Here is a 20,572-nt window from a genome sequence, read left to right as displayed (position 1 = left end):
CATGATCGGCGCTGACTCAGCGTCAGAGCGGTGATGTTATGAAGAAGAGCCTGGTTTCGGGTTTGGCTGTTGCGATTGGACTTGGTTCGCCCGTGAATGCTGGGCAACCGATTAGCGAAAGCCTGATGGATTGTGCGGCGCTCTATACGATGTCGAACCGTCTCGTTCCGGCGCGGCCGTTGACACGCAAGGGCGAAAAGCTGGAACAGGCTGCGGCGGTCCTTCAAGCGGCGGCAGAGCGACAGGCGATCATCGAAGGTCAGGCCAATCCAAGGGACTATGTGGCGCGTCTTTGTCCCCAAAAGCAGGCGCATTGGGATAAACGTGGCGCCATGATCGTATTCTCTGAGGAATTCCGGGAATGGATGACGTACTGTCGGTCTTTGTCGCGTCACTTGGATCTGCGTTTGCAGAACTGAAGGGATCAGGCGCTGGATTTTCGTAACGAGGCCAGACTTGCCATGAGCTCAGCAGCGGGCATGGCTTTCGCAAGCAGATAGCCTTGCAAGAGCGCCACGCCGAGATCCTTTAGAACTGTCATTTCCGGCTTGGTTTCAACACCTTCCGCCACGATCTTTGCGTCAATTTCTTCAGCAAAGCGGACGAGTGCGCCTGCGAGTGACCTGCGCACGACGTCAGTGTCGATATCGCGCGTCAATGACATATCCAGTTTGATCACGTCCGGTTGCAATCGAATGATATGCTGCAGGCCCGAATATCCTGCGCCGGCGTCATCGATTGCAAGGCGGATGCCCATATCACGCAGTTCCTTCAGAGCCGACAACAGCGAATCGTAGTTTTCGACCCGCGCGTGCTCTGTCACTTCGAGCAGAAGGCGCGATCCCGGGACATTTGCAAAGACCTCTCTTAGCCGACCGGATGCGACAGTTTCCGGGCAGGCATTGACCGAAAGATACATGTGGGCCGGCAGGATCCGAAGCATGGGCAGGGCCGCCTTGATCACCGCTGCTTCAAGCTCAATTTGCAGACCTGCCAGAGCGGCCTCTTCAAACCAGAGATTCGGTGGGCGATAGGGCATAGACCGGAACCGACACAGCGCCTCAATCCCGCAGGGCGCGAGATCCCGGCTTGCGAAAATCGGCTGGTAGACGAGATCGAAGTCCCGTTTGCCGATAATCTGGTGAAGACGGTTGCGCAACTCGGCCTCTTCAAGCCGCATGGCGATATGCGTGTTGATCTGATCGGCTGAAAGTCCGGCAAAGGCCCGCATCACCTCAAGATCGCGGTTCGTAAGATCTGCGCGTGTCTCCCGACTGAGACAGCAAAACATTCCTTAGGGGCGTCCGTCCTTACGCCGGATCGGAACAGAGACATGAGAGCGGACAGGAACGTGGTGGGTGATGGCAATTTCTTGGCAAATAGGCTCGGCGCGCGTGTCTGGAATAAGCTCTGGCAAACTACCATCGAGGATATGGCGACAATACACCTGATCGAGCGGCATGATGCCGCCAACATGACACTGGTCCTCGAAACCCGGTGCACTGACGGCGCGAAAGACCAGTGTGTCGTCCACGAACTCGGACAGATAGGCCACTTCCATCCGCAGATGGCCGCGTACGAACTCAAGCGCAGATTGGACAATCTCATCCGGCGCATGTGTGGCGAAGCCTGTGGCCCGGCACAATAAGTTCTCGGCCTGCGGGGGCGAGGTCATGGCGGCTGTCCTTTCGGTGTCCCTTGCGCAAACATCATGCGCAAGGTGGCGTTACCGAAATCTTGCCGCGCGGCGAGCAAATACCCTGCGTTTTATAGACCTCGACGAACGGTATATTGGCCCGCCGAAATACCCGCTCTGCGCTCTGACGCGCACTAGTCCAAGACGCGAGCGACCGCGCCGATCAGGTCAAGCACTTCGCGCGTCTCGCGGTCGACCCGGTAAATGTAATCCCCAACCCTGTAATAGGTTTCGTCGTCGTCCAGACCGTGACGGCCAGGGTTGCGGATGATCCGATAGTCGTCCCGGATGATATCGCCGCGTCCGTATTTCCGCGCCTGCCCCGGCGGAACACAGGGCGGGTTTTTCTTGGCCAGTCCAGGCGGGCAGTCGGCCGCCCGCGCCGCATTCGCGCTATGCCCCTTGCCGGGTTTGTAGTTGTCGGCTTCTGCGGCCAAGCCGAAAAGCGTGGTGGTCGTCGCCAAGATGATTAAGGGCATCCGTATCATGGTTTATCTCCGCGGTCGTTGACCAGTCACTTGTATAAAGCCCCAGATGCGAATTGTTTCCCCAGATTCAATTCTGTCGGCGGAAAGGGGCCGATGATCCGGATCAGCTTCGACCGCGTTTTTCAAATCGCGGCAACATGGCCGAAAAATCGCGACCGGCGCCGTCTTCGTTTTCTACAAATTCTGTATAAAGGTTGGTGGCCGCTTCCCCCAGTGGCGTGTCGGCATCGGCACCTTCCGCGGCTTGCATGGCCAGACGCAAGTCCTTGAGCATGAGCTCTGCTGCAAAGCCGGGGATATAGTCGTTATCTGCGGGGGATTGCGGACCGATTCCCGGCGCAGGGCAGTAGGCATTCATCGACCAGCTGTAACCGGACGAGGTCGAAACCACGTCAAACATCTTTTGCCGGTCGAGGCCCAACTTGTCCGCCAGCGCGAAAGCCTCGCACGTAACGATCATCGTCGCGCCGAGGATCATGTTGTTGCAGATCTTGGCGGCCTGACCGTTGCCCGAGGGGCCGCAATGCACGGCTTTCTGACCCATGATTTCGAAAAGTGGCTTGGCTGTTTCGAAAGCGTCGTCGTCCCCACCGACCATGAATGTCAAAGTGCCGGCCTGCGCGCCGCCAATGCCGCCCGACACAGGAGCGTCAAGCGCACGAAGGCCTGAGCCGGCCGCCTGATCGGCCACGGCGCGGGCGCTGTCCACATCTACCGTCGAACAATCGAGCAGGATCGCGCCGGTTTCCATGGTCGGGATGATCTCTTCGGCGACCTTGCGGAGGATCTGACCGTTGGGGAGCATCGTGATCACCACATCCGCGCCATTTGCGGCCTCCGCCGCGCTTTCCGCACGCTTCACACCATCGACGGTGACATCCGCCGTATCATAACCAGCCACTTCGTGCCCGGCCTTGGCGAGGTTGGCCGCCATCGGGGCGCCCATATTACCCAATCCGATGAATCCGATTTTCATGGCGCTTCTTCCTTTTTGTCGAATGTCAGTTTGTTCTCGCCCAACGGCATCAGCATTCGTGAGGCCGCAAGACTGGGTGGACGGTCCAGATCATGTTGCCAATTCGGCTGTCGGTCCTTGTCGATCACAGCGGCGCGGATGCCTTCAAGGAAATCGCCGTGTTCCATCGCTCGGAAAGTAAAGCGGTATTCCAGGTCGAGCGCGCGGCGAATATCGGCAGCCGGTCCGCGCAGGCGGTGGATCATTTCGACCGCGCAAGCCATCGATAAGGGAGAGTTTCGGTTCATCGCCTTGAGCGCGGATTGGGGCAGGTCTGCGGAGGCCGACTTCAGGGCGTTCACAATTGACAGCAGATCTTCGCCCGCGAAAGAGGCGTCGATTTCGGCCTGATCCGCCACAAGCTGTCCTGCGGGCTCTACTACGGACTTCGCGGTTATATGCTCCAGATCCCCGGTTTCCTCAAGCTGCCTGATCAGGTCGGGCCAGTCAGATCGCGGGATGAACGTATCGGCAAAGCCTGCATAGATTGCGTCTCCCGGGCCCATGCGGGCGGCCGTCAGGCCCAGATACTCGCCCAGCCGCCCCGGTGCCTGCGCCAAAAGCAGAGAACCGCCCACATCCGGCACGAGGCCGATGCCGCATTCGGGCATGGCGATCTGGCTGCTCTCACAGACGATGCGATGCGAGCCGTGGCAAGAGATGCCCACGCCGCCGCCCATCGTAAAGCCCTGCATGAAGGCTATGTACGGCTTGGAATATTCGGCGATCTTCGCATTGAGACGGTATTCATCGCGCCAGAACTTTTGCCCATAGGCGTAGTCGCCCGCGCGTCCGGTGTCGTAGAGTTGCTGGATGTCGCCACCGGCACAAAAAGCCTTGTCGCCCTCGGCGTCGATGATGACGAGCTTGACCTCATCGTCATCGACCCAAGCATCCAACGCGTCCTCGATGGCCAGACACATGTCATAGGACATGGCATTGAGGGCCTTGGGGCGGGTCAAGGTGATGCGGCCAGCGCGGCCCGTGATGCGAATGTCGATGTCGCTCATGCCTCGGCCAGCATTTGCCGCGCGACAATCAGGCGCATAATCTCGTTCGTCCCTTCCAGGATTTCATGAACGCGCAGATCGCGAACCAATTTCTCTATGCCATAGTCGGCGAGATAGCCGTAACCGCCGTGCAGTTGCAGGCACTGGTTGACGATGCGGCTTCCGGCCTCGGTCACGAACTTTTTCGCCATGGCGCAGAACTTGGTGGCATCGGAGGCGTCCGTGTCGAGCTTCCATGCGGCCTGCCGCAGGAAGGTGCGTGCAGCCTGGAGTTCGATCTCCATGTCCGCAAGCCGGAATTGCAGCGCCTGAAATTGATCGATGGATTTTCCAAACGCTTTACGCTCGCTCATGTAACCTTTGGTCATGCTGAGCGCCTGTTGTGCAGCGCCCAATGAGCAGGCAGAGATGTTCAGACGTCCGCCATCGAGGCCATTCATCGCATATGTGAAACCTTTACCCTCTTCCCCGACAAGATTCTCGGCAGAAATGTTGCAATCGTCAAACTGGACCTGAGCGGTTGGCTGGCTCTTCCAACCCATTTTGTCTTCCAGACCACCAAAGCTCAGCCCCGGAGTGCCGTCTTCGACGTAGACGGTCGAGATGCCTTTCGGGCCGTCTTCGCCGGTGCGGACCATGACGATATACGCATCGGAATATCCTCCGCCGGAAATGAAGGCCTTGGTTCCATTCAGCCGATATCCGTCGTTGGTCCGCTCCGCCCGGGTTTTGAGCGCCGCCGCGTCAGAACCCGAACCTGGTTCGGTCAAGCAATAGGACAGAACCGTTTCCATCGGAATCGCTTTGGGCAAGACGCGTGCCTTCATCTCGTCGCTGCCGAAATTGTCGATCATGCGGGCGCACATATTGTGAATCGACAGAAATGCCGCAACGGACGGGCAGGCCATCGACAGCGCCTCGAAGACAAGTGTCGCATCAAGCCGGCTCAGGCCCGCACCGCCTGATGCCTCGCTCACGTAAAGCCCGCCGAAGCCAAGCTCTCCGGCCTCTGGCCAAAGCTCTTTGGGGATTGTGCCTGCCTTTTCCCAATCGCGCGCATGCGACGCGATCCGGTCCTGGCCAAAGGCATATGCCATGTCAAAAATAGCCGTTTGTTCTTCGCTCAGCGCGAAATCCATCGCGGTCTCCCCCGGGGCATGTAGCTGCTAATTGAACGCGCGTTTAATTAGCAGCGGTTGCTGCAGTATGGCAAGTCTGCGGTCCAGGGAAAAGAAAAGTCAGAGAAGGAGAACCTTGGTGCCGATCTCGGTCTTTCCAAAAAGTTCTTCGATATGCCGGTTATAGAGCCCGATGCAGCCCGAGGAAGATCGCCTTCCGATCTTGCGCGTGTCATGCGTCCCGTGAATCAAATATGCCGGCCAATCCAGATACATGGCATGGGTGCCGAGAGGATTTCCCGGCCCGGCGGGCATGAAGTCAGGCAACGACGGATCGCGTTCTTTCATAGAGGCCGTCGGAGTCCAGGTCGGGCCAACTTTCTTGCGCACGATCTCGGTGTAACCGCGTTTGGTAAGATCTTCGGTCTGCGGTACGGAAGATGGGTACAACGTATAGGTCCCGTCACTGTCCCAATGATGCAGCGCGCGGCTGTCGATGTCGCATACGATCCGGCCAACGCCGAGATCGTCGAAATAATCACGCCATTCGCGGGTCACGAAGGAAGACGCGTTGCGGCGATTAAAGGTCGCGGAGCTGGCGTCCTGTGCACGCCCGGGTGTCGGCGTGATCAAAGCGGCTGCGGCGCCCAAAAGCGCGGTTCGGCGGGAGAAGCGGGATTGAGACATCAAACACCTTCCGTTTTTTGAAAACGTTTGGACCATCAGATGGCCGGTAACGCATCGAATTGCGAGGGCGAAGTATGTGCAAATCGTCGCCCTCACAGGAAGGTGAAGGCACGAGAGCCGATCTCAGGGTCGAACCAGCTGAGTTGTCTGGAGAACAGGCCTTCACCCGGTGGATTTAAAGGTCCTCGTGAAACTCTTCGATCAATTGACGCACGACCGCGGCGAGACCGGCGTCATGATCGCCGCCAGCCTTGCGCGCCTCCTGATACGCGGACCGTTGGCGTGTGGCGGAGGTTCCGGTGCGCAGAACGTCGCGCGCCGTTTCGATTTCCCCGAGCGAGGTAAAGAAAAGGGCATCTTCTTGGAGAAGCTCGATCATTTCCTCGAGCAATTCGGCCATGGGAACAATCTCACCCCGACCGAAGTCTATCAGACCTTCGCGTGTCCCGTAACGTTGGGCGCGCCACCGGTTCTCGCTGACCAGGAACCGGTCATAGATGCGCCAGCGCTGGTTCTTCTTGGCCAACCGCCACAACAGGCGCGTGATTGCCTGGGTGATCGCGGCCAGCATTAACGTATGCTCAAGCCGGGGCTGCACGTCGCAGATGCGCGACTCGATTGTTGGAAAATGCGACGACGGGCGCAGGTCCCACCAGATCTTGGAGCTGTCCTCGATCACGCCGACCTGGGTCAGGATACCGACCGCGCGTTCGAATTCCGAAAAGCTTTCCATGCGTGGCGGCAGACCGGTCCGCGGCAGGTTGTCGAATACGGTCAGTCGATAGCTGTCGAGCCCGGTGTCGCGCCCTTGCCAGAAAGGTGAAGACGTCGACAGCGCAAGAAGATGAGGCAGGAAATAGCTAAGCTGGTTCATTAGGTCGACCCGGCGGTCAGGGTCTTCGATCCCCACGTGAACATGCATGCCGCAGATGAGCATACGCTGCACGACGCCGGCGAGATCGGAGGAGAGCGCGTTGTAGCGCTCCTTGTCGGTATGGTGCTGTTCACGCCAGTCGGCAAAAGGATGGCAGGATGCGGCTATCGGCGTAAGGTTGTGCTTGGCTGCCTCGCGGGACACGGTGCTGCGCAGCCGCTGCAGATCTTCGCGCGCTTCCGCCACATTGGCGCAGACCTTGGTGCCGATCTCGATCTGGCATTTGAGGAATTCCGGTGCGACCTGATCCTCCAGTTCCGCCGCGCAGGCGGCCATGAGGTCCTCGGGCGCCTCGGCAAGCGCAAGGCTGTCGCGATCTACCAGAAGATATTCTTCTTCGATCCCAATGGTGAATGCCGGGTCTTCCATGCCGCCTCCTGTACTTTGGCTATCAGAGCGGGTTCAAAGCAGCTTTGGCAAGTGTCTTAAAATGCGCGGGCATCTTGAGTTTGAAGCTAAAACACGTCTTCAGCTTCCAAACGACCCAAGTAATCCAGTCTTGCAAGGTGGCTGGAGCCGCTCTTCGGCCGATCTGCCGGTTTTCTTTGTTATGAGCCCTCGCGCACATGGAAATGACACCGGCTTTGTTGCAAATCGTGAAACAATTTGTTTCTAAGCTTCTGAAATATGGCGTTTTTGTGTTCCTCGAACACAGGCTATTGTATATCGAGGCGTGAGACTCGCATGACGGTTGAGTACCGTTACATGACTTGTCTGTTTCGTTTTTTGTTAAGTGGTCCTATGGGGAAGGTACGACGAAAATGTTGAAAACACTGATTTCTGGAATCGCGCTTAGCTTTTGCGCAACACTTGCAAGCGCATCAACGGTAACATTCCATTTTGGCGGTCCAGGCACGACAACCACTGGTTCGTTGTCTTGGACCGATCCAGCCACGGGTCTTTCAGTAACAGCAACTGCACACGAATAGCTTGCCAACGGTGATTTCGGTACGCAGGTCAGGTTGGGATGGTGGAATACCGGCTTGGGTGTTTACAGTACGGATAGCGGAGATTCCCATCAGGTCGACAGTGACGGAACGGACGAACTGATCAAGTTGTCCTTTTCGAAGGCTGTAAGCATGGCATCGGCGAAGTTCAGCTATTGGTCATCAATCGATGATTTTTCGCTCGGTACTTACAATGATTCCGGTTCTGTTTTGTCCTATACGCAAACGAATACTGCGAACTGCATCGTTTCAAGCTGTTCGGATTCGTCAGGAAGTATCGCAGAAAGCGGATCTCTGGCTGGGTTTGGGACCCATTCCATATTCTCAATTGGCGCATCGGGTTCCGGCGACAGATTCAAGCTAAAAAGCATAACAGTAAACTATGAACCGAGCGTTGTGCCGATTCCGGCCGCTGGTTGGCTGATGCTGGGCGCTTTGGGGGGCTTTGCGGCTCTGCGTCGGCGTAAGAAGACCTGATCGATCCAATCAGACATGAATGAAAGGGCGGCCGCTTGGCCGCCCTTTTCGTATCTACGCTCGTCGCCGGATTTACTCCATAGGCTTGAAGTTGAACTCGCCGCCTTCCTTGATGCCCGAGGGCCAGCGCGCGGTGACTGTTTTTGTTCGCGTGTAGAATTTGAATGCGTCCGGACCGTGCTGGTTGAGATCACCGAACATAGATTTCTTCCAGCCGCCGAAGGTGTGATACGCCAAAGGAACCGGGATAGGCACATTCACACCGACCATGCCGATGTTAATCCGGTTGGAGAAATCACGCGCGGCGTCGCCGTCGCGGGTAAAGATCGCGGTGCCATTGCCCATCTCATGGTCCATCGCCAGGCCGATGGCCTCTTCATAAGATTTGGCACGAACGGTCGACAGGACCGGACCGAAGATTTCCTGGCGGTAGATGTCCATGTCGGGCGTTACCTTGTCGAACAGGTGCGGGCCGACAAAGAAACCGTCTTCATATCCCTGAAGCGAGAAGTCCCGACCGTCGACTACGAGTTCTGCCCCTTGATCTATGCCGGACTGCACAAGCCCGAGGATCTTTTCCTTGGCTTCCTTCGTCACGACGGGGCCATAGTCGACGTCGTCGCCGGCGGTGTAGGGTCCGACCTTCAGCTTTTCGATGCGCGGCACCAGTTTTTCAATCAGGCGGTCGGCGGTTTCCTCGCCCACCGGAACGGCAACCGAAATCGCCATGCACCGTTCGCCCGCCGCGCCGTAACCCGCGCCGATCAACGCGTCCGCAGCCTGGTCCATATCTGCGTCGGGCATCACGATCATGTGGTTTTTCGCGCCGCCGAAGCACTGCACGCGTTTGCCGTTCGAGCAGCCGCGCCCGTAGATATATTCGGCGATCGGTGTCGAGCCGACGAACCCAACAGACTGGATCACGGGATGATCCAGCATCGCGTCGACGGCTTCTTTATCGCCTTGAACCACCTGCAGAATGCCTTTCGGCAGGCCGGCTTCCTCCATCAGTTCGGCCAGCATGATCGGTACCGACGGGTCGCGCTCGGACGGCTTGAGGATGAAGGCGTTGCCACAGGCGATGGCGGGCGCGAACATCCACATCGGGATCATTGCCGGAAAGTTGAACGGCGTAATCCCGCCGCAGACGCCCAAGGGCTGTTTCATCGAGTACATATCGATGCCCGGGCCAGCGCTGTCGGTATATTCGCCTTTCAGTAGTTCCGGCGCGCCGATGCAGTACTCGACCACTTCGAGACCGCGCTGCACGTCACCCTTGGCGTCTGGAAAGGTCTTGCCGTGCTCGGAACTGAGCTTTTCGGCCAATTTGTCCATGTCCCGATTCAGCAAATGTACAAATTGCATCATAACGCGGGCGCGCCGCTGCGGGTTGGTCGAGGCCCAGTCGGGCTGTGCTTCTTCGGCGATGGCCACGGCCTTGGCGAACTCGTCTGCCGTGGCCAGCGGGCATTTCGCCTGAACTTCGCCGGTGGCGGGGTTGAAAACATCCGAAAAGCGGCCCGAGGTCCCTTTGACCCGCTCGCCGCCGATGTAATGTGTCAGTTCTTCCATGATCCATCCTCCTTGAGTTGTGCATAACTTAGCGTTGCAAAATTCATCGGGACAGGGGCAATATCTCAAAAGGGACATGCACTTTTGCAAAGGGGGGCGCATGGAGCCAAGCTGGGACGACATGCGGGTCTTTCTGGCCGTTGCGCGCGCCGAGAGCCTGTCGGGCGCGGGCAGGGGGCTGAAGCTTGATCCCGCAACTGTGGGTCGCCGGATCGCCAGGCTGGAGGAGGATCTTGCCGCGCCGCTCTTTGCGAAGTCGCCGACCGGATACGCTCTTACCGATGCTGGACAGCGCCTTTTGGGGCACGCGGAACGTGCCGAACAGGCCATGCAGGAAGCCGCCGAGGAAATGGCCGGACAGGCCGGGGGCCTGTCTGGGCAAATCCGCATTGGCGCACCGGATGGGGCCGCGAATTTCCTTCTGCCGCAGGTCTGCACCGCGATCGCCAAGGAAAACCCCGATCTTGATATCCAGCTTGTTGCGCTGCCCCGGGTGTTCAACCTGACCCGGCGCGAAGCGGATATGGTCATTGCCGTCAGTCCGCCCACCGCGGGCCGCCTGACAGTGCAGAAGATCACGGATTACAAACTGCATCTCGCGGCCGTCCGTTGGTATTTGCGGCAGAATCCCGAAATCCGGACGTTGGCCGATCTCAAGGCGCACCGGATCGTCGGATACATTCCCGACATGATTTTCGACAAGGAACTCGACTATCTCGGTGAAACCGGGGTCAAGCGCGTGATGCTGGCGTCGAACTCGGTTTCGGTGCAAAGTAATTGGATCCACCGGGGCGGCGGTGTGGGGATCATGCATGATTTCGCATTGCCTTGGTTTCCCCGTATGCAGAAAATCCTGCCCGATGAATTCAGCCTGACGCGCAGTTTCTACCTCGTGCGGCATGCCGACGACCGGCGATTGGAACGCATGAACCGTTTCGCGGAGGCGCTCAACGAGGGAATACGCGCCGAGGTGGCCCGTCTGGAAGCCGAGACTTGACAGAAATTTAATTCTGTCGGACGCTGGTTTCAGGTAACAAAATGTCCAGCGGAGAGGGCCGGTTATGATCGTTCAGCAGATTCTGAGAGCCAAGGAAACGGACCAGCTTATCACCGTGACGCCGGATACCAGCGTTTCGGACGCCACCCAGCTTCTCGCGGAGCATCGCATCGGCGGTCTGATCGTGTCCGAGGACGGCACCAACGCTGTCGGAATTCTGTCGGAGCGCGATATCGTTCGTGCCATGGCCGTGGTCGGCGGCAATTGCCTAAACGACAGGGTCAGCGATCTGATGACGCCCGATCCGGTGTGCTGCTCCAAAACCGACAGTGCGGTGCTGGTGCTGGCCAAGATGACCGAGGGGCGCTTTCGCCACATGCCGGTGGTCGAGGACGGTAAGCTTATGGGTATGGTGACGCTTGGCGACGTGGTCAAGGCGCGCCTGCAGGAACTGTCCATGGAGAAAGAAGCGCTGGAAAGCATGGTGATGGGCTTTTAATCCCAAGCTGATCCGCCGGGCGCGCGCATCGATGCGAGGGTTGCAATCCCGCGCTGCATGGTGTTGTTTTCGCCCAAACTATTGACGGAGAGGCCCATGCGCACCGGTCTTTATCCCGGCACTTTCGATCCGGTTACCTTGGGCCATATCGACATCATCACCCGTGCGTGCCGATTGGTGGACCGGCTTGTGATCGGTGTCGCAATCAATCGCGACAAGGGGCCGTTGTTCAGCCTTGATGAACGGGTGGCCATGGTCGAGGCGGAATGCTCAGAAATCAGTGCCAAGACCGGGGTCGAAATCGTGGCACATCCTTTCGAGAACCTGCTGATCGATTGTGCCCGGGACGTCGGGGCCAGTGTGATTGTGCGCGGTCTGCGCGCGGTGGCGGATTTCGAATACGAGTTCCAGATGGTCGGCATGAACCGCGCGCTCGACGACAAGATCGAGACCGTGTTTCTGATGGCCGATGCCCGTAGCCAGGCGATTGCCAGCAAGCTTGTCAAGGAAATCGCCCGGCTGGGAGGCGATGTGTCCAAGTTCGTGACGCCGTCGGTCAGGGACGCGTTGCGCGTACGGCTTGGGCTTGACTAATCCCTAGCGCCAGAAAGCCAGCCATTCGATCAGGTCGATCGTCTTGCGCGCCAGGAAAAGCGTTGCCTGGTGATCGTTGCTCGACAGATCCCACGCGAGGCTGGCGGCGATCAGGAAGCCGAGAAAAATGGCGATCGAATTGGTCATGGGCCTGCCAGGTCTGGGATCAACTGCACGTGATATGCCTCAAGCTGGGCTAATCGCGCAAGGCCATCAGGAGGCGGCTCGATCCGTCGGGGACGTCAGCGGTGCATCGACGAGATCGCCCACCAGCAACCCAAGAAGGGCGCCCCGCCCGGGCACGTGGGCCTTTCGGTAGACCGCATTGAGTTGTGATTTCACGGTTCCCTCGGCGGCACCACGCAAGCGCGCAGTTTCGGCGATGGAAAATCCCTTGATGGCAAACATGGCGACGTCCCGTTCCGCCGGTGTAAGGCCCCAGTCGTCGAAATACGTCTCGATGATGTCCGCCAAAGCACCCGCGGCGACGGAGACCTGCGTTTCCAGATGTGCCTGCCGCCGCAGAAGCGCCATGAGCACGCGGATTTCGAAAATTACCGCAAGGATGAGCGCCAGCGAGGCGATCACCTCGGTCGAGGCGTAGACGATGTTGGCGCCTGCCATGGCGCCGGTACGCAGGTCTTCGACCACGTCCCACAGAAAGAAGGCGGTGCAGAGGATCTGCACCGCGATGAGGGCCATGAGCGGCCCTGGCCGGTCGAGCGTGAGGCGTGTCATGTCTCAAGCTTTACGTCGTCTGGTATCGTTTTGCACCCAGTTATCATCGAGCGGGGCAAGTTGACACCGGTGCGCAGGCTTTCCAACAGAACCGCCGCGATGTGGGCGAGTACCGAGAATTCGGCCCAAAGGACTAGCGCCTCGTGCGCCTCTTCAACCCATTCGACACCCCAGAAGACGTTTGTGGTCATCAAGTACCCTGTGGCTCCTATGGCGAGGACCGTCAGCAACAGGTTCGCAATCATCAGCGCGCCCAGCGGAGAATGACCCAGATGGGTGCGTCGGCGGCGTAGCGCGATATCGGCCACCTGACCGGTCAACTCGGTCTGGCTGGGGGCGAAGCTTGAGAATCTGGCATGGTGGGGCCCGATGAGCCCCCATATCAGACGCAGTCCCACCAGCACGACCAGCGCGTAGCCCAGCCATTCATGGGCGGGCACGTCTTCGTCGATGAAAAAGGCGTTGGCGACAAAGCTGGACGCCAGCGTCCAGTGAAAGACCCGAAGAAAGGGGTCCCAGACCTTGTAGGTTTTCATGGCTTCACTCCGGTGAAGGGGCCGGCCACCGGGGGAAAGGGCCGGCCCGGTTGGCGTCAGTCGTCACGCTCGGATTTGACGATGTCGAGTTGCTTGTCGAGATAGACCTCGTAGCGTTGCCCGTCCTTCATGGCGTAGGCCTCGTACATGCCGTCTTCGACCTCGATCTTGCGCACCTCATAGCCCTGCTCGGCGAGGATGGCGCGGATCTCGTAGGCCTTGGCGGTGTCGTTCAGTTTTTCGTCGTCCGAGGCAACGGCCATGGAGCCTGCGGCGATGGCAAGGGCGAGGGCGATGATGCGTGTCATGGGAAATGTCCTTTCGGTTTCTTGTCTGGCAGGGGCAGGATGCGCTCTGCCGCGACCGAAATAGACAGGTCGGGAATGTGTCTCTATCGGCGGATCGGGGGACAAGGGCGGGTATACACCCAAGGTTTATGTGCCGACATCAGGAAAGCAGATACGAAAAGGCCCCCGTGCGACGCATCGGGAGCCTTTTAAATCAGATGCTTAGAGTGCGGTCTTACGACAGCTTTGCCATCGCTACGGCCACGTCCGCCATGCGGCACGAAAAGCCCCATTCGTTGTCGTACCAAGCCAGAACGCGCACCAGACGCCCGCCAGTGACACGAGTCTGCTCGGGCGCGAAGATCGAGCTTTCTTCGGTATGGTTAAAGTCGATCGATACTTTTGGCTCGGGGTCGTATCCCAGAATACCTTTCATCGGCCCTGCGGCGGCTGTGGCCACAGCTTCGTTCACATCCGCCTCCGTCACGTCCTTCTTGGCAAGGAAGGTCAGGTCCACAGCGGACACGTTTGGCGTGGGCACGCGGATGGCTGAGCCGTCGAGCTTGCCTTTCAGGTCGGGCAGAACTTCGCCCAGAGCCTTTGCGGCGCCGGTGGAGGTGGGGATCATCGACATGGCTGCGGCGCGCGCGCGGTAGAGGTCCTTGTGCCGGCGGTCGAGCGTGGGCTGGTCGCCGGTATAGGCGTGGATCGTGGTCATGATTCCGCTCTCGATGCCAATCGCCTCGTGCAGGACCTTGGCGACTGGCGCGAGACAGTTCGTGGTGCAGGACCCGTTGGAGATCATCCGCTCGCCCGGTTGCAGGTCGCCGTCATTGACGCCGAAGACCACTGTGCGGTCCACGTTCTTGCCCGGCGCCGACAGCAGGACCTTGCCCGCGCCGCGTTCCAGGTGTTTCTTGGCCTTCTCGCCGTCGTTGAACTTGCCGGTGCATTCCAGCACCACATCGACGCCGGACCAGTCGAGCTCATCCATGTCGTAAGTGGAATACATCTGCATCGGGCCACGGCCCAAGTCCATTGTTCCGTCGCCCAGCGTGATCTCGCCCGGGAAGCGACCGTGCACGCTGTCGTGCTTGATGAGGTGCGCCGCGGTTTCCAGCGGGCCGGTGGCGTTGACCTTGGTGACCTCGATATCTTTGCGCCCGCTGGCGGCGATATGGGCAAGGGTGCAGCGTCCGATCCGGCCGAAGCCGTTGATCCCGACTTTGATGGTCATAAGACAGGTCTCCTTGGTGTGGCTTGCCCGCGATATAGACGGGGCAGAGGGGGGCTAAAAGGTTAAAATGCCGGGAGGACAGGGTGTTAGCGATAACCGTTTGCGCAAATCGGATGCCTGTGACCATGATTGCGCTAACTCGGTATGAGGCAGAAGCGAGAGGGGCGAGGGTATGAGTGGTCTATTGGCGTTGCTGGACGATGTGGCGGGTCTTGTGAAGGTGGCCGCGGCGTCGATCGACGACGTTGCAGGGCAGGCGGCCAAGGCCGGCGCCAAGGCGGCAGGCGCCGCCATCGACGATGCCGCCGTGACGCCGAAATACATGCAGGGATTTGCACCTGCGCGGGAATTGCCGATCGTCTGGCGCATCGCGCGGGGATCTTTGTTCAACAAACTGGTGTTTCTGTTGCCTGCCGGGCTTGCCATGTCGAATTTTGCGCCATGGCTTATTCCGCCGCTTCTCATGCTTGGCGGTTCCTATCTGTGTTTCGAAGGCGCCGAGAAGGTGGCCCACGCGCTTGGGTTCGGCAAGCACCATGGCGGACCGGACGGAAGCCATGAAAACAAGGACCCTACTCATCTGGAAGAGCAAAAGGTCAAGGGCGCGATCAAGACGGATTTCATCCTGTCGGCGGAGATCATGACCATTGCACTGTCGGCCATCCCCGAAAGCAATTTCTGGATGGAAGCGGCAACGCTGGCGCTGGTCGCAGTTGGCATCACGGCGGCGGTTTATGGCGCGGTGGCGCTGATCGTGAAGGCCGACGATGCGGGGCTCTTCATGGCCAAGTCAGGTCGGCTCAGCGTGACGCGGGCGGTGGGGCGGGGCATCGTGCGGGGCATGCCTTATTTCCTGAAGGCTTTGATGGTGGTCGGAACGGCGGCGATGCTTTGGGTCGGGGGATCGATCATCGTGCATACTGCGCATCAGATGGGCTGGCACTGGCCCGAGGAGACCATCGAACATGCCGCCCACGCCGTCGGAGGCGGGCAAGCGGCGCTTGACTGGTCCGCGAAGGCGGCGCTTGACGGTGTGCTTGGTCTTGTGCTCGGCATCGTGCTCATTCCGATCGGCACCAAGCTGGTCGCACCGGTGTGGGGCAAGGTCTTCGGCGAGAAAGCCGCGCATTGAAAAAGGCCGCCCCGGAGGACGGCCCTGAGCGCGCGAGGCCGCGCTAAAGCTCGGCCTGATGGCGATGGTTAGCTGCCTTCGTCGGTTTCCGGCGTCAGGCGCACCAGCCTGCCATCCTCGAAATCGGTGATTGCCAAGATCGCGCCGTCGGTATCGACCTCGACATCCCGCACGCGGCCCAGATCCATGCTGAGACGTTCCTCTGCGCTTGCACGGTCATCTTCCAGTTCAAGCCGAACGATACCGCCCGGTGCGAGCGACCCGATGAAAACGTCATTCTGCCAGTCGCTGAACATGTCGCCGTCATAAGTGATCATTCCGCCCGGCGCGATGACCGGATCCCAATAGTAGACCGGCTGTTCCATGCCATCCATCCGAGCCTTGCCCGAGCCGATCGGATCACCGCCATAGGTCAGCCCGTAAGAGATGACCGGCCAGCCGTAGTTCTTGCCCGCCTCTGGCTTGTTGAGCTCATCGCCGCCCTTGGGCCCATGTTCGATGGTCCAAAGCGCGCCGTCGCGTATCATGGCCCCTTGGATGTTGCGGTGCCCAAATGACCAGATCGTGTCGAGCGCGTCGTCGTCGCCGACGAAGGGATTGTCCTGTGGCACCTCACCGTCGAGCGTCAGTCGCGCCACGACGCCAAAGGTGTTCGACGGGTCCTGCGCATATTCGCGGTACTTGAAAGTTGAATGCTCGCCAGTGGTGACAAAGACGTGGCCCTGAGCGTCGAAGATGACCCGTGAGCCGAAATGCATCGGGGCGGTGGCGCCGGGCTCTTGCACGAAAATGTCCGTGAGACCGGTGAGCGCGGTCATGTCCTCGCTCAGCACCGCATAGGCCGCCGCGGTCGCGGAGAGACTGTCGCCCACAGGCTTGGCGTAGGTCAGATAAACCCGACGGCTATCGGCAAAGTCGGGCGCAAGCGCCACGTCGAGCAGGCCGCCCTGCTTTTCGGCGACGACCTCGGGCGTGCCGCTGATAGGATCGGAAAGCGTGCCGTCGCGGGTAATGTGACGCATACGTCCGGGACGCTCGGTGACGAGATAGCCGGCATTATCCGGCAGAACCTCGATCCCCCATGGATGAACGAGGCCGGTCGCCACTTCCTCAACCTCCAAGGTCACGCCGCTGTCAATTAGTGGCGCGCGTGTTTGTGCCTCGAAGGCCGGCGCGAAATCTGTCGCAGGGGCGCTGCGTTCGTAGGTTTGCGCCACAAGAGGAAGCGCGGGGAATGCCGCTGCGAGGGCGGTGGTCGTCAGAATCGTACGGACGGTCATCTGGGGGTCTCCTTCAACTACCTGAAAGACAAACCCCCAATTGTTTCGGCCTGTTCCGCAGCGCGGCGAGGTGCCGCGGTCAGAGCAGCGCCTTGACCTTGGCCACGACGTTCTCGGCCGTGATGCCGAATTTCTCGTAAAGCTCCTCGGCGGGGGCCGAGGCCCCGAAGCCGGTCATGCCGACGAAATCCGATTTGCCGGGTTTTGCGCGCTCGCCGCAAAGCCAGCGGTCCCAGCCTTGCCGCACCGCCGCCTCAACGCCCACGCGCACGGCCTGACCGCCGGGCAGAATGCGCTTGCGGTAAGCCTCGTCCTGCATCTCGAAAAGCTCCCAACACGGCATGGACACAACGCGGGTCCCGATCCCCTCTGCCTCGAGCATGTCGCGCGCCGCCATGGCGATGGCCACTTCCGATCCGGTGGCAAGCAGGATGGCCTGTCGGGTGCCTGTGGCGTCGGCGAGAACATATGCGCCCTGCGCGCTGAGGTTCTTTTGCTTATGGTCCATACGCAGCGTAGGCACGCCCTGACGCGTGAGCGACAGAACGGAAGGCGTGGTTTTGGACTGCATTGCGATTTCCCAAGCCTCGGCGGTTTCCACCGTGTCGCAGGGACGAAAGACCATGGTGTTGGGGGTTGCGCGGCTGATTGCGAGATGCTCGACCGGTTGGTGGGTCGGGCCGTCCTCGCCCAAGCCGATGCTGTCATGCGTCATGACAAACACGGTCGGGATTTTCATCAGAGCCGCCAAGCGCATCGCGGGCCGGGCGTAGTCCGTGAAGCACATGAAAGTGCCGCCATACGGGCGGATGCCGCCATGTAGCGCCATGCCGTTCATCGCCGCCGCCATACCATGTTCACGGATGCCGTAATGGATGTAGCGGCCCTTGCGATTGCCCTCATCGAAAACGGTCATGTCCCCAGATCGGGTGTTGTTGGAGCCTGAAAGATCCGCCGAGCCGCCGATGGTTTCCTGCATTACCGGGTTCACGACCTCGAGTACCATCTCGCTTGATTTGCGGGTGGCGACCTTGGGCTTTTCTTCCGAAATCTGCTTTTTAAGCGCCCGGATCCGCGCGGTCAGCTTCTTTGAGGGCTCACCGGCCATAACCCGGTCGAATTCGGCGCGGCGGCGTTCACTCATGTCGCCAAGCCGCGAGAGCCACTCGGCGCGGTCCACCGCCCCGCGCGCGCCGATTTTTTCCCACGCGGATTTCACGTCGGCGGGTACTTCGAAGGGGCCTGTCGACCAGCCATAGGCCGCTTTCGCCGCCGCAAGCTGATCTGGATCTGTCAGAGCGCCGTGGCCTTTCGACGTGTCCTGTGCCGCGTGGCCAAGCGCAATATGCGTCTTGCAGGCGATCATGGTGGGGCGACGGCCCGTCTTGGCCTTGGTCAGCGCCGCGTCGATCTCTTCGGGATTGTGGCCGTCGCATTCCACCACTTGCCATCCGCTGGCGCGGAAACGTTTGATCTGGTCGGTGCGGTCGGCAAGATCAACGGTGCCGTCGATGGTGATGTTGTTGTTGTCCCACATCACGATAAGCTTTGACAGACCCAGGCGCCCGGCAAGACCGATAGCTTCCTGGCTGACACCTTCCATCAGGCAACCGTCGCCGGCGATCACATAGGTATGGTGGTCGACGATCTTGCGCGAAAACCGCGCGCGCAGGGCTTCCTCGGCGATGGCGAAGCCAACGGCGTTGGCGATGCCTTGTCCCAGAGGACCGGTCGTGGTTTCGATCCCGTCGTGCAGGAAGTTTTCCGGATGTCCGGCGGTCTTGGCGCCCCACTGGCGGAAGTTCTTGATTTCCTCAAGGCTCATGCCTTCGTACCCGGTCAGGTATAACAGTGAATAGAGCAGCATCGAGCCGTGACCCGCGGACAGGATGAACCGGTCGCGATCCGCCCATCCGGGCGCTGCGGCGTCGAACTTCAGGTGCTTTTCGAAAAGCACCGTGGCGACATCGGCCATGCCCATCGGCATGCCTGAATGGCCGGAATTGGCGGCGTGCACGGCATCGAGCGTCAGCGCGCGGATGGCGGCGGCTTTGGTCCAGTGTTCGGGGTGTGCAGAGCGCAGGGCGGCGATATCCAAGGGGCAGCTTCCTTTGCCAGAAAGAAGGATAAGGTTAGGTCTTGGCCCGTTGCATATCAGCCCCGGTCCAAAGATCAAGGCGGCCCGCAACCGCATTTCCGAAGGGGGCGCATTTTCCCGTGTCATTAGGTAGACTTGACCCGTATCGCGGGCGATGCGATTCGTGGCTTGCCGTTTGGCGGGCGCGGTCGCAAACATAAAAAATGATCAGACGGGATGAGGAAATGAGCGAGATCGAGGAATTCCAGAGGCGCATCAACGCCGCGCTCGACCGGATCGGTACCCAGATCGAGGCCGGATCGGGCGGTGCAGCGGACCCGGCGGAACTCAATGAGCTTCGCCAGGCGCTCGATGACGAGAAATTAGCCAACGAACAGCTGCAGGAGCGCATCAAGGCGCTTCGGACCAAGCGCAACGCGCTGGAGGAGAAGCTTGAAGCCGCCCGCGAGGCGAAATCGGCTGAAATGACTAAGCTTGACACAGAGCTGCAGGCCTTGCGCCGAGCAAATCAGCAGCTGCGCGACAACAACAAGGCGCTGCGCGAAGCCAACGAGGCGGGCGTGGCCGAGCCGCACCTGATCAACAAGTCAATGCTGGCCGAGTTGGAAAGCCTTCGCGCCACGCGTGCCACTGACCGCGCCGAAACCGAGGCGATCCTCGCCATGCTGAGCGCGGCGATCGAGGGCGCGACAGATGCGGATGCCGGCGCAAGCGACAGGGAGGAGGCCTGATGCCAGAGGTACAGATCGAGATCGGTGGCCGGAAGTTCGACGTCGCCTGCCAGGAAGGCGAAGAGCATTATCTGCATGCCGCCGCCAAGATGCTGGACGAAGAGGCGTCTGTGCTGTCGGCGCAGATCGGGCGCATTCCCGAGGCGCGCATGCTGCTGATGGCAGGGCTGATGCTGGCCGACAAGACGGCCGGTTTCCAGGACAAGCTGCGCGAGGCAGATGATAAAATGGCCGAGAAGGAGGCGGAGCTTGAACAACTGCGTAACGCGCCGGCGCCCGAAGCGCAGAAGATCGAAGTGCCCGTCATACCGAGCACGGTAACGGAGGCGATGGCCGAAATCGCGGCGCGGGCCGAAGCGCTCGCTGAACAGGTGGAAGCGCAGGGCGCTCAATCCGGTCCGACCAACGAGGCCTGATGGCGACTGTTTACGCTTCACTTGGCCGACGAAACAGCCGGTAAAAAAAGCCCCGGCGCGGGATGGGGCGCCGGGGCTTTGTC

Annotated in this window: 24 protein-coding genes; 8 read left to right on the top strand and 16 right to left on the bottom strand. The window is 59.9% G+C overall.

Translation table 11 applies throughout. The features are described from left to right. Nucleotides 1-38: 38 nt before the first annotated feature. Nucleotides 39-419 carry a hypothetical protein gene (locus EZV60_RS06070; RefSeq protein WP_135503345.1) on the top strand — a complete coding sequence of 127 codons (381 nt, stop codon included), beginning with the start codon at nucleotides 39-41 and terminating at the stop codon, nucleotides 417-419. A 5-nt stretch (nucleotides 420-424) separates the two neighbouring features. On the opposite strand, the gene EZV60_RS06065 is transcribed toward EZV60_RS06070, so the two are convergent. The 8 genes from EZV60_RS06065 to EZV60_RS06030 all read right to left on the bottom strand — a co-directional run bounded on the left by EZV60_RS06065 (nucleotide 425) and on the right by EZV60_RS06030 (nucleotide 7,317). Next, on the bottom strand, nucleotides 425-1,291 hold the full coding sequence (locus EZV60_RS06065) for an EAL domain-containing protein (protein WP_135503343.1): 867 nt from the start codon (nucleotides 1,289-1,291) through the stop codon (nucleotides 425-427). 3 nt (nucleotides 1,292-1,294) lie between these two features. Further along, a complete protein-coding gene (locus tag EZV60_RS06060; protein WP_135503340.1) occupies nucleotides 1,295-1,675 on the bottom strand; it encodes a GAF domain-containing protein in 381 nt (126 codons plus the stop codon). A gap of 155 nt (nucleotides 1,676-1,830) precedes the next feature. After that, a complete protein-coding gene (locus tag EZV60_RS19330) occupies nucleotides 1,831-2,184 on the bottom strand; it encodes an excinuclease ABC subunit A (RefSeq protein ID WP_245306235.1) in 354 nt (117 codons plus the stop codon). A gap of 103 nt (nucleotides 2,185-2,287) precedes the next feature. After that, entirely contained in the window at nucleotides 2,288-3,160 is an 873-nt protein-coding gene (gene mmsB / locus EZV60_RS06050) for a 3-hydroxyisobutyrate dehydrogenase (protein WP_135503338.1), read from the bottom strand. After that, a complete protein-coding gene (locus EZV60_RS06045) occupies nucleotides 3,157-4,209 on the bottom strand; it encodes an enoyl-CoA hydratase/isomerase family protein (protein ID WP_135503336.1) in 1,053 nt (350 codons plus the stop codon). The genes mmsB and EZV60_RS06045 overlap by 4 nt, the downstream gene beginning before the upstream one ends. Then, nucleotides 4,206-5,348, bottom strand: coding sequence for an acyl-CoA dehydrogenase family protein (locus EZV60_RS06040; RefSeq protein ID WP_135503334.1), 1,143 nt, complete (start codon nucleotides 5,346-5,348; stop codon nucleotides 4,206-4,208). Before EZV60_RS06040 ends, EZV60_RS06045 begins: the two co-directional genes overlap by 4 nt. Before the next feature lie 99 nt (nucleotides 5,349-5,447). Further along, nucleotides 5,448-6,014, bottom strand: coding sequence for a L,D-transpeptidase (locus EZV60_RS06035; RefSeq protein WP_135503332.1), 567 nt, complete (start codon nucleotides 6,012-6,014; stop codon nucleotides 5,448-5,450). A 175-nt stretch (nucleotides 6,015-6,189) separates the two neighbouring features. Further along, on the bottom strand, nucleotides 6,190-7,317 hold the full coding sequence (locus EZV60_RS06030) for a carboxylate-amine ligase (protein WP_135503330.1): 1,128 nt from the start codon (nucleotides 7,315-7,317) through the stop codon (nucleotides 6,190-6,192). 710 nt (nucleotides 7,318-8,027) lie between these two features. Between EZV60_RS06030 and EZV60_RS06025 the strand changes: the two genes are divergently transcribed. Continuing rightward, nucleotides 8,028-8,372, top strand: a complete 345-nt coding sequence (locus EZV60_RS06025) for a VPLPA-CTERM sorting domain-containing protein (RefSeq protein ID WP_135503328.1) — start codon at nucleotides 8,028-8,030, stop codon at nucleotides 8,370-8,372. Between the two features lie 72 nt (nucleotides 8,373-8,444). Here EZV60_RS06025 and EZV60_RS06020 read toward each other — a convergent pair whose 3' ends face one another. Next, nucleotides 8,445-9,944, bottom strand: a complete 1,500-nt coding sequence (locus EZV60_RS06020; protein ID WP_135503326.1) for a CoA-acylating methylmalonate-semialdehyde dehydrogenase — start codon at nucleotides 9,942-9,944, stop codon at nucleotides 8,445-8,447. A 100-nt stretch (nucleotides 9,945-10,044) separates the two neighbouring features. Here EZV60_RS06020 and EZV60_RS06015 point away from each other — a divergent pair, with 100 nt between their 5' ends. The 3 genes from EZV60_RS06015 (at nucleotide 10,045) to coaD (ending at nucleotide 12,034) form a co-directional block, all read left to right on the top strand. Beyond that, nucleotides 10,045-10,941 carry a LysR family transcriptional regulator gene (locus EZV60_RS06015; protein WP_135503324.1) on the top strand — a complete coding sequence of 299 codons (897 nt, stop codon included), beginning with the start codon at nucleotides 10,045-10,047 and terminating at the stop codon, nucleotides 10,939-10,941. Nucleotides 10,942-11,005: 64 nt separating this feature from the next. Further along, nucleotides 11,006-11,440 (top strand): CBS domain-containing protein, encoded by a 435-nt coding sequence (locus EZV60_RS06010; protein WP_135503322.1) that lies wholly within the window; start codon nucleotides 11,006-11,008, stop codon nucleotides 11,438-11,440. 96 nt (nucleotides 11,441-11,536) lie between these two features. After that, complete coding sequence (coaD, locus tag EZV60_RS06005; RefSeq protein WP_135503319.1) at nucleotides 11,537-12,034, top strand: pantetheine-phosphate adenylyltransferase; 498 nt, start codon at nucleotides 11,537-11,539, stop codon at nucleotides 12,032-12,034. 3 nt (nucleotides 12,035-12,037) lie between these two features. On the opposite strand, the gene EZV60_RS19040 is transcribed toward coaD, so the two are convergent. The 5 genes from EZV60_RS19040 to gap all read right to left on the bottom strand — a co-directional run bounded on the left by EZV60_RS19040 (nucleotide 12,038) and on the right by gap (nucleotide 14,832). After that, nucleotides 12,038-12,181, bottom strand: a complete 144-nt coding sequence (locus tag EZV60_RS19040; protein ID WP_167853472.1) for a hypothetical protein — start codon at nucleotides 12,179-12,181, stop codon at nucleotides 12,038-12,040. A 66-nt stretch (nucleotides 12,182-12,247) separates the two neighbouring features. After that, nucleotides 12,248-12,772, bottom strand: coding sequence for a helix-turn-helix transcriptional regulator (locus EZV60_RS06000; protein ID WP_135503316.1), 525 nt, complete (start codon nucleotides 12,770-12,772; stop codon nucleotides 12,248-12,250). Beyond that, nucleotides 12,769-13,308: a cytochrome b/b6 domain-containing protein gene (locus EZV60_RS05995; protein WP_135503314.1), complete on the bottom strand. Its 540-nt coding sequence runs from the start codon at nucleotides 13,306-13,308 to the stop codon at nucleotides 12,769-12,771. The genes EZV60_RS06000 and EZV60_RS05995 overlap by 4 nt, the downstream gene beginning before the upstream one ends. Before the next feature lie 56 nt (nucleotides 13,309-13,364). Beyond that, nucleotides 13,365-13,616 carry a PepSY domain-containing protein gene (locus EZV60_RS05990; protein WP_135503312.1) on the bottom strand — a complete coding sequence of 84 codons (252 nt, stop codon included), beginning with the start codon at nucleotides 13,614-13,616 and terminating at the stop codon, nucleotides 13,365-13,367. A 214-nt stretch (nucleotides 13,617-13,830) separates the two neighbouring features. Beyond that, on the bottom strand, nucleotides 13,831-14,832 hold the full coding sequence (gene gap / locus EZV60_RS05985; protein WP_135503309.1) for a type I glyceraldehyde-3-phosphate dehydrogenase: 1,002 nt from the start codon (nucleotides 14,830-14,832) through the stop codon (nucleotides 13,831-13,833). 172 nt (nucleotides 14,833-15,004) lie between these two features. On the opposite strand from gap, the gene EZV60_RS05980 reads away from it, so the two are divergent. Then, complete coding sequence (locus tag EZV60_RS05980) at nucleotides 15,005-15,964, top strand: DUF808 domain-containing protein (protein ID WP_135503307.1); 960 nt, start codon at nucleotides 15,005-15,007, stop codon at nucleotides 15,962-15,964. A gap of 68 nt (nucleotides 15,965-16,032) precedes the next feature. Here EZV60_RS05980 and EZV60_RS05975 read toward each other — a convergent pair whose 3' ends face one another. Both EZV60_RS05975 and tkt read right to left on the bottom strand, forming a co-directional pair. Next, on the bottom strand, nucleotides 16,033-17,244 hold the full coding sequence (locus EZV60_RS05975) for a PQQ-dependent sugar dehydrogenase (protein WP_135503305.1): 1,212 nt from the start codon (nucleotides 17,242-17,244) through the stop codon (nucleotides 16,033-16,035). Between the two features lie 79 nt (nucleotides 17,245-17,323). After that, nucleotides 17,324-19,342 carry a transketolase gene (gene tkt, locus EZV60_RS05970; protein ID WP_135503302.1) on the bottom strand — a complete coding sequence of 673 codons (2,019 nt, stop codon included), beginning with the start codon at nucleotides 19,340-19,342 and terminating at the stop codon, nucleotides 17,324-17,326. Between the two features lie 224 nt (nucleotides 19,343-19,566). On the opposite strand from tkt, the gene EZV60_RS05965 reads away from it, so the two are divergent. Both EZV60_RS05965 and EZV60_RS05960 read left to right on the top strand, forming a co-directional pair. Next, nucleotides 19,567-20,073, top strand: a complete 507-nt coding sequence (locus EZV60_RS05965) for a hypothetical protein (RefSeq protein ID WP_135503300.1) — start codon at nucleotides 19,567-19,569, stop codon at nucleotides 20,071-20,073. Continuing rightward, nucleotides 20,073-20,489, top strand: a complete 417-nt coding sequence (locus EZV60_RS05960) for a cell division protein ZapA (protein WP_135503297.1) — start codon at nucleotides 20,073-20,075, stop codon at nucleotides 20,487-20,489. Before EZV60_RS05965 ends, EZV60_RS05960 begins: the two co-directional genes overlap by 1 nt. Nucleotides 20,490-20,572: the final 83 nt, after the last annotated feature.

The sequence above is a fragment of the Roseovarius aestuariivivens genome, from assembly GCF_004761875.1.
Taxonomy (GTDB): domain Bacteria; phylum Pseudomonadota; class Alphaproteobacteria; order Rhodobacterales; family Rhodobacteraceae; genus Roseovarius; species Roseovarius aestuariivivens.
This window is presented reverse-complemented; position numbering and strand designations above follow the sequence as displayed.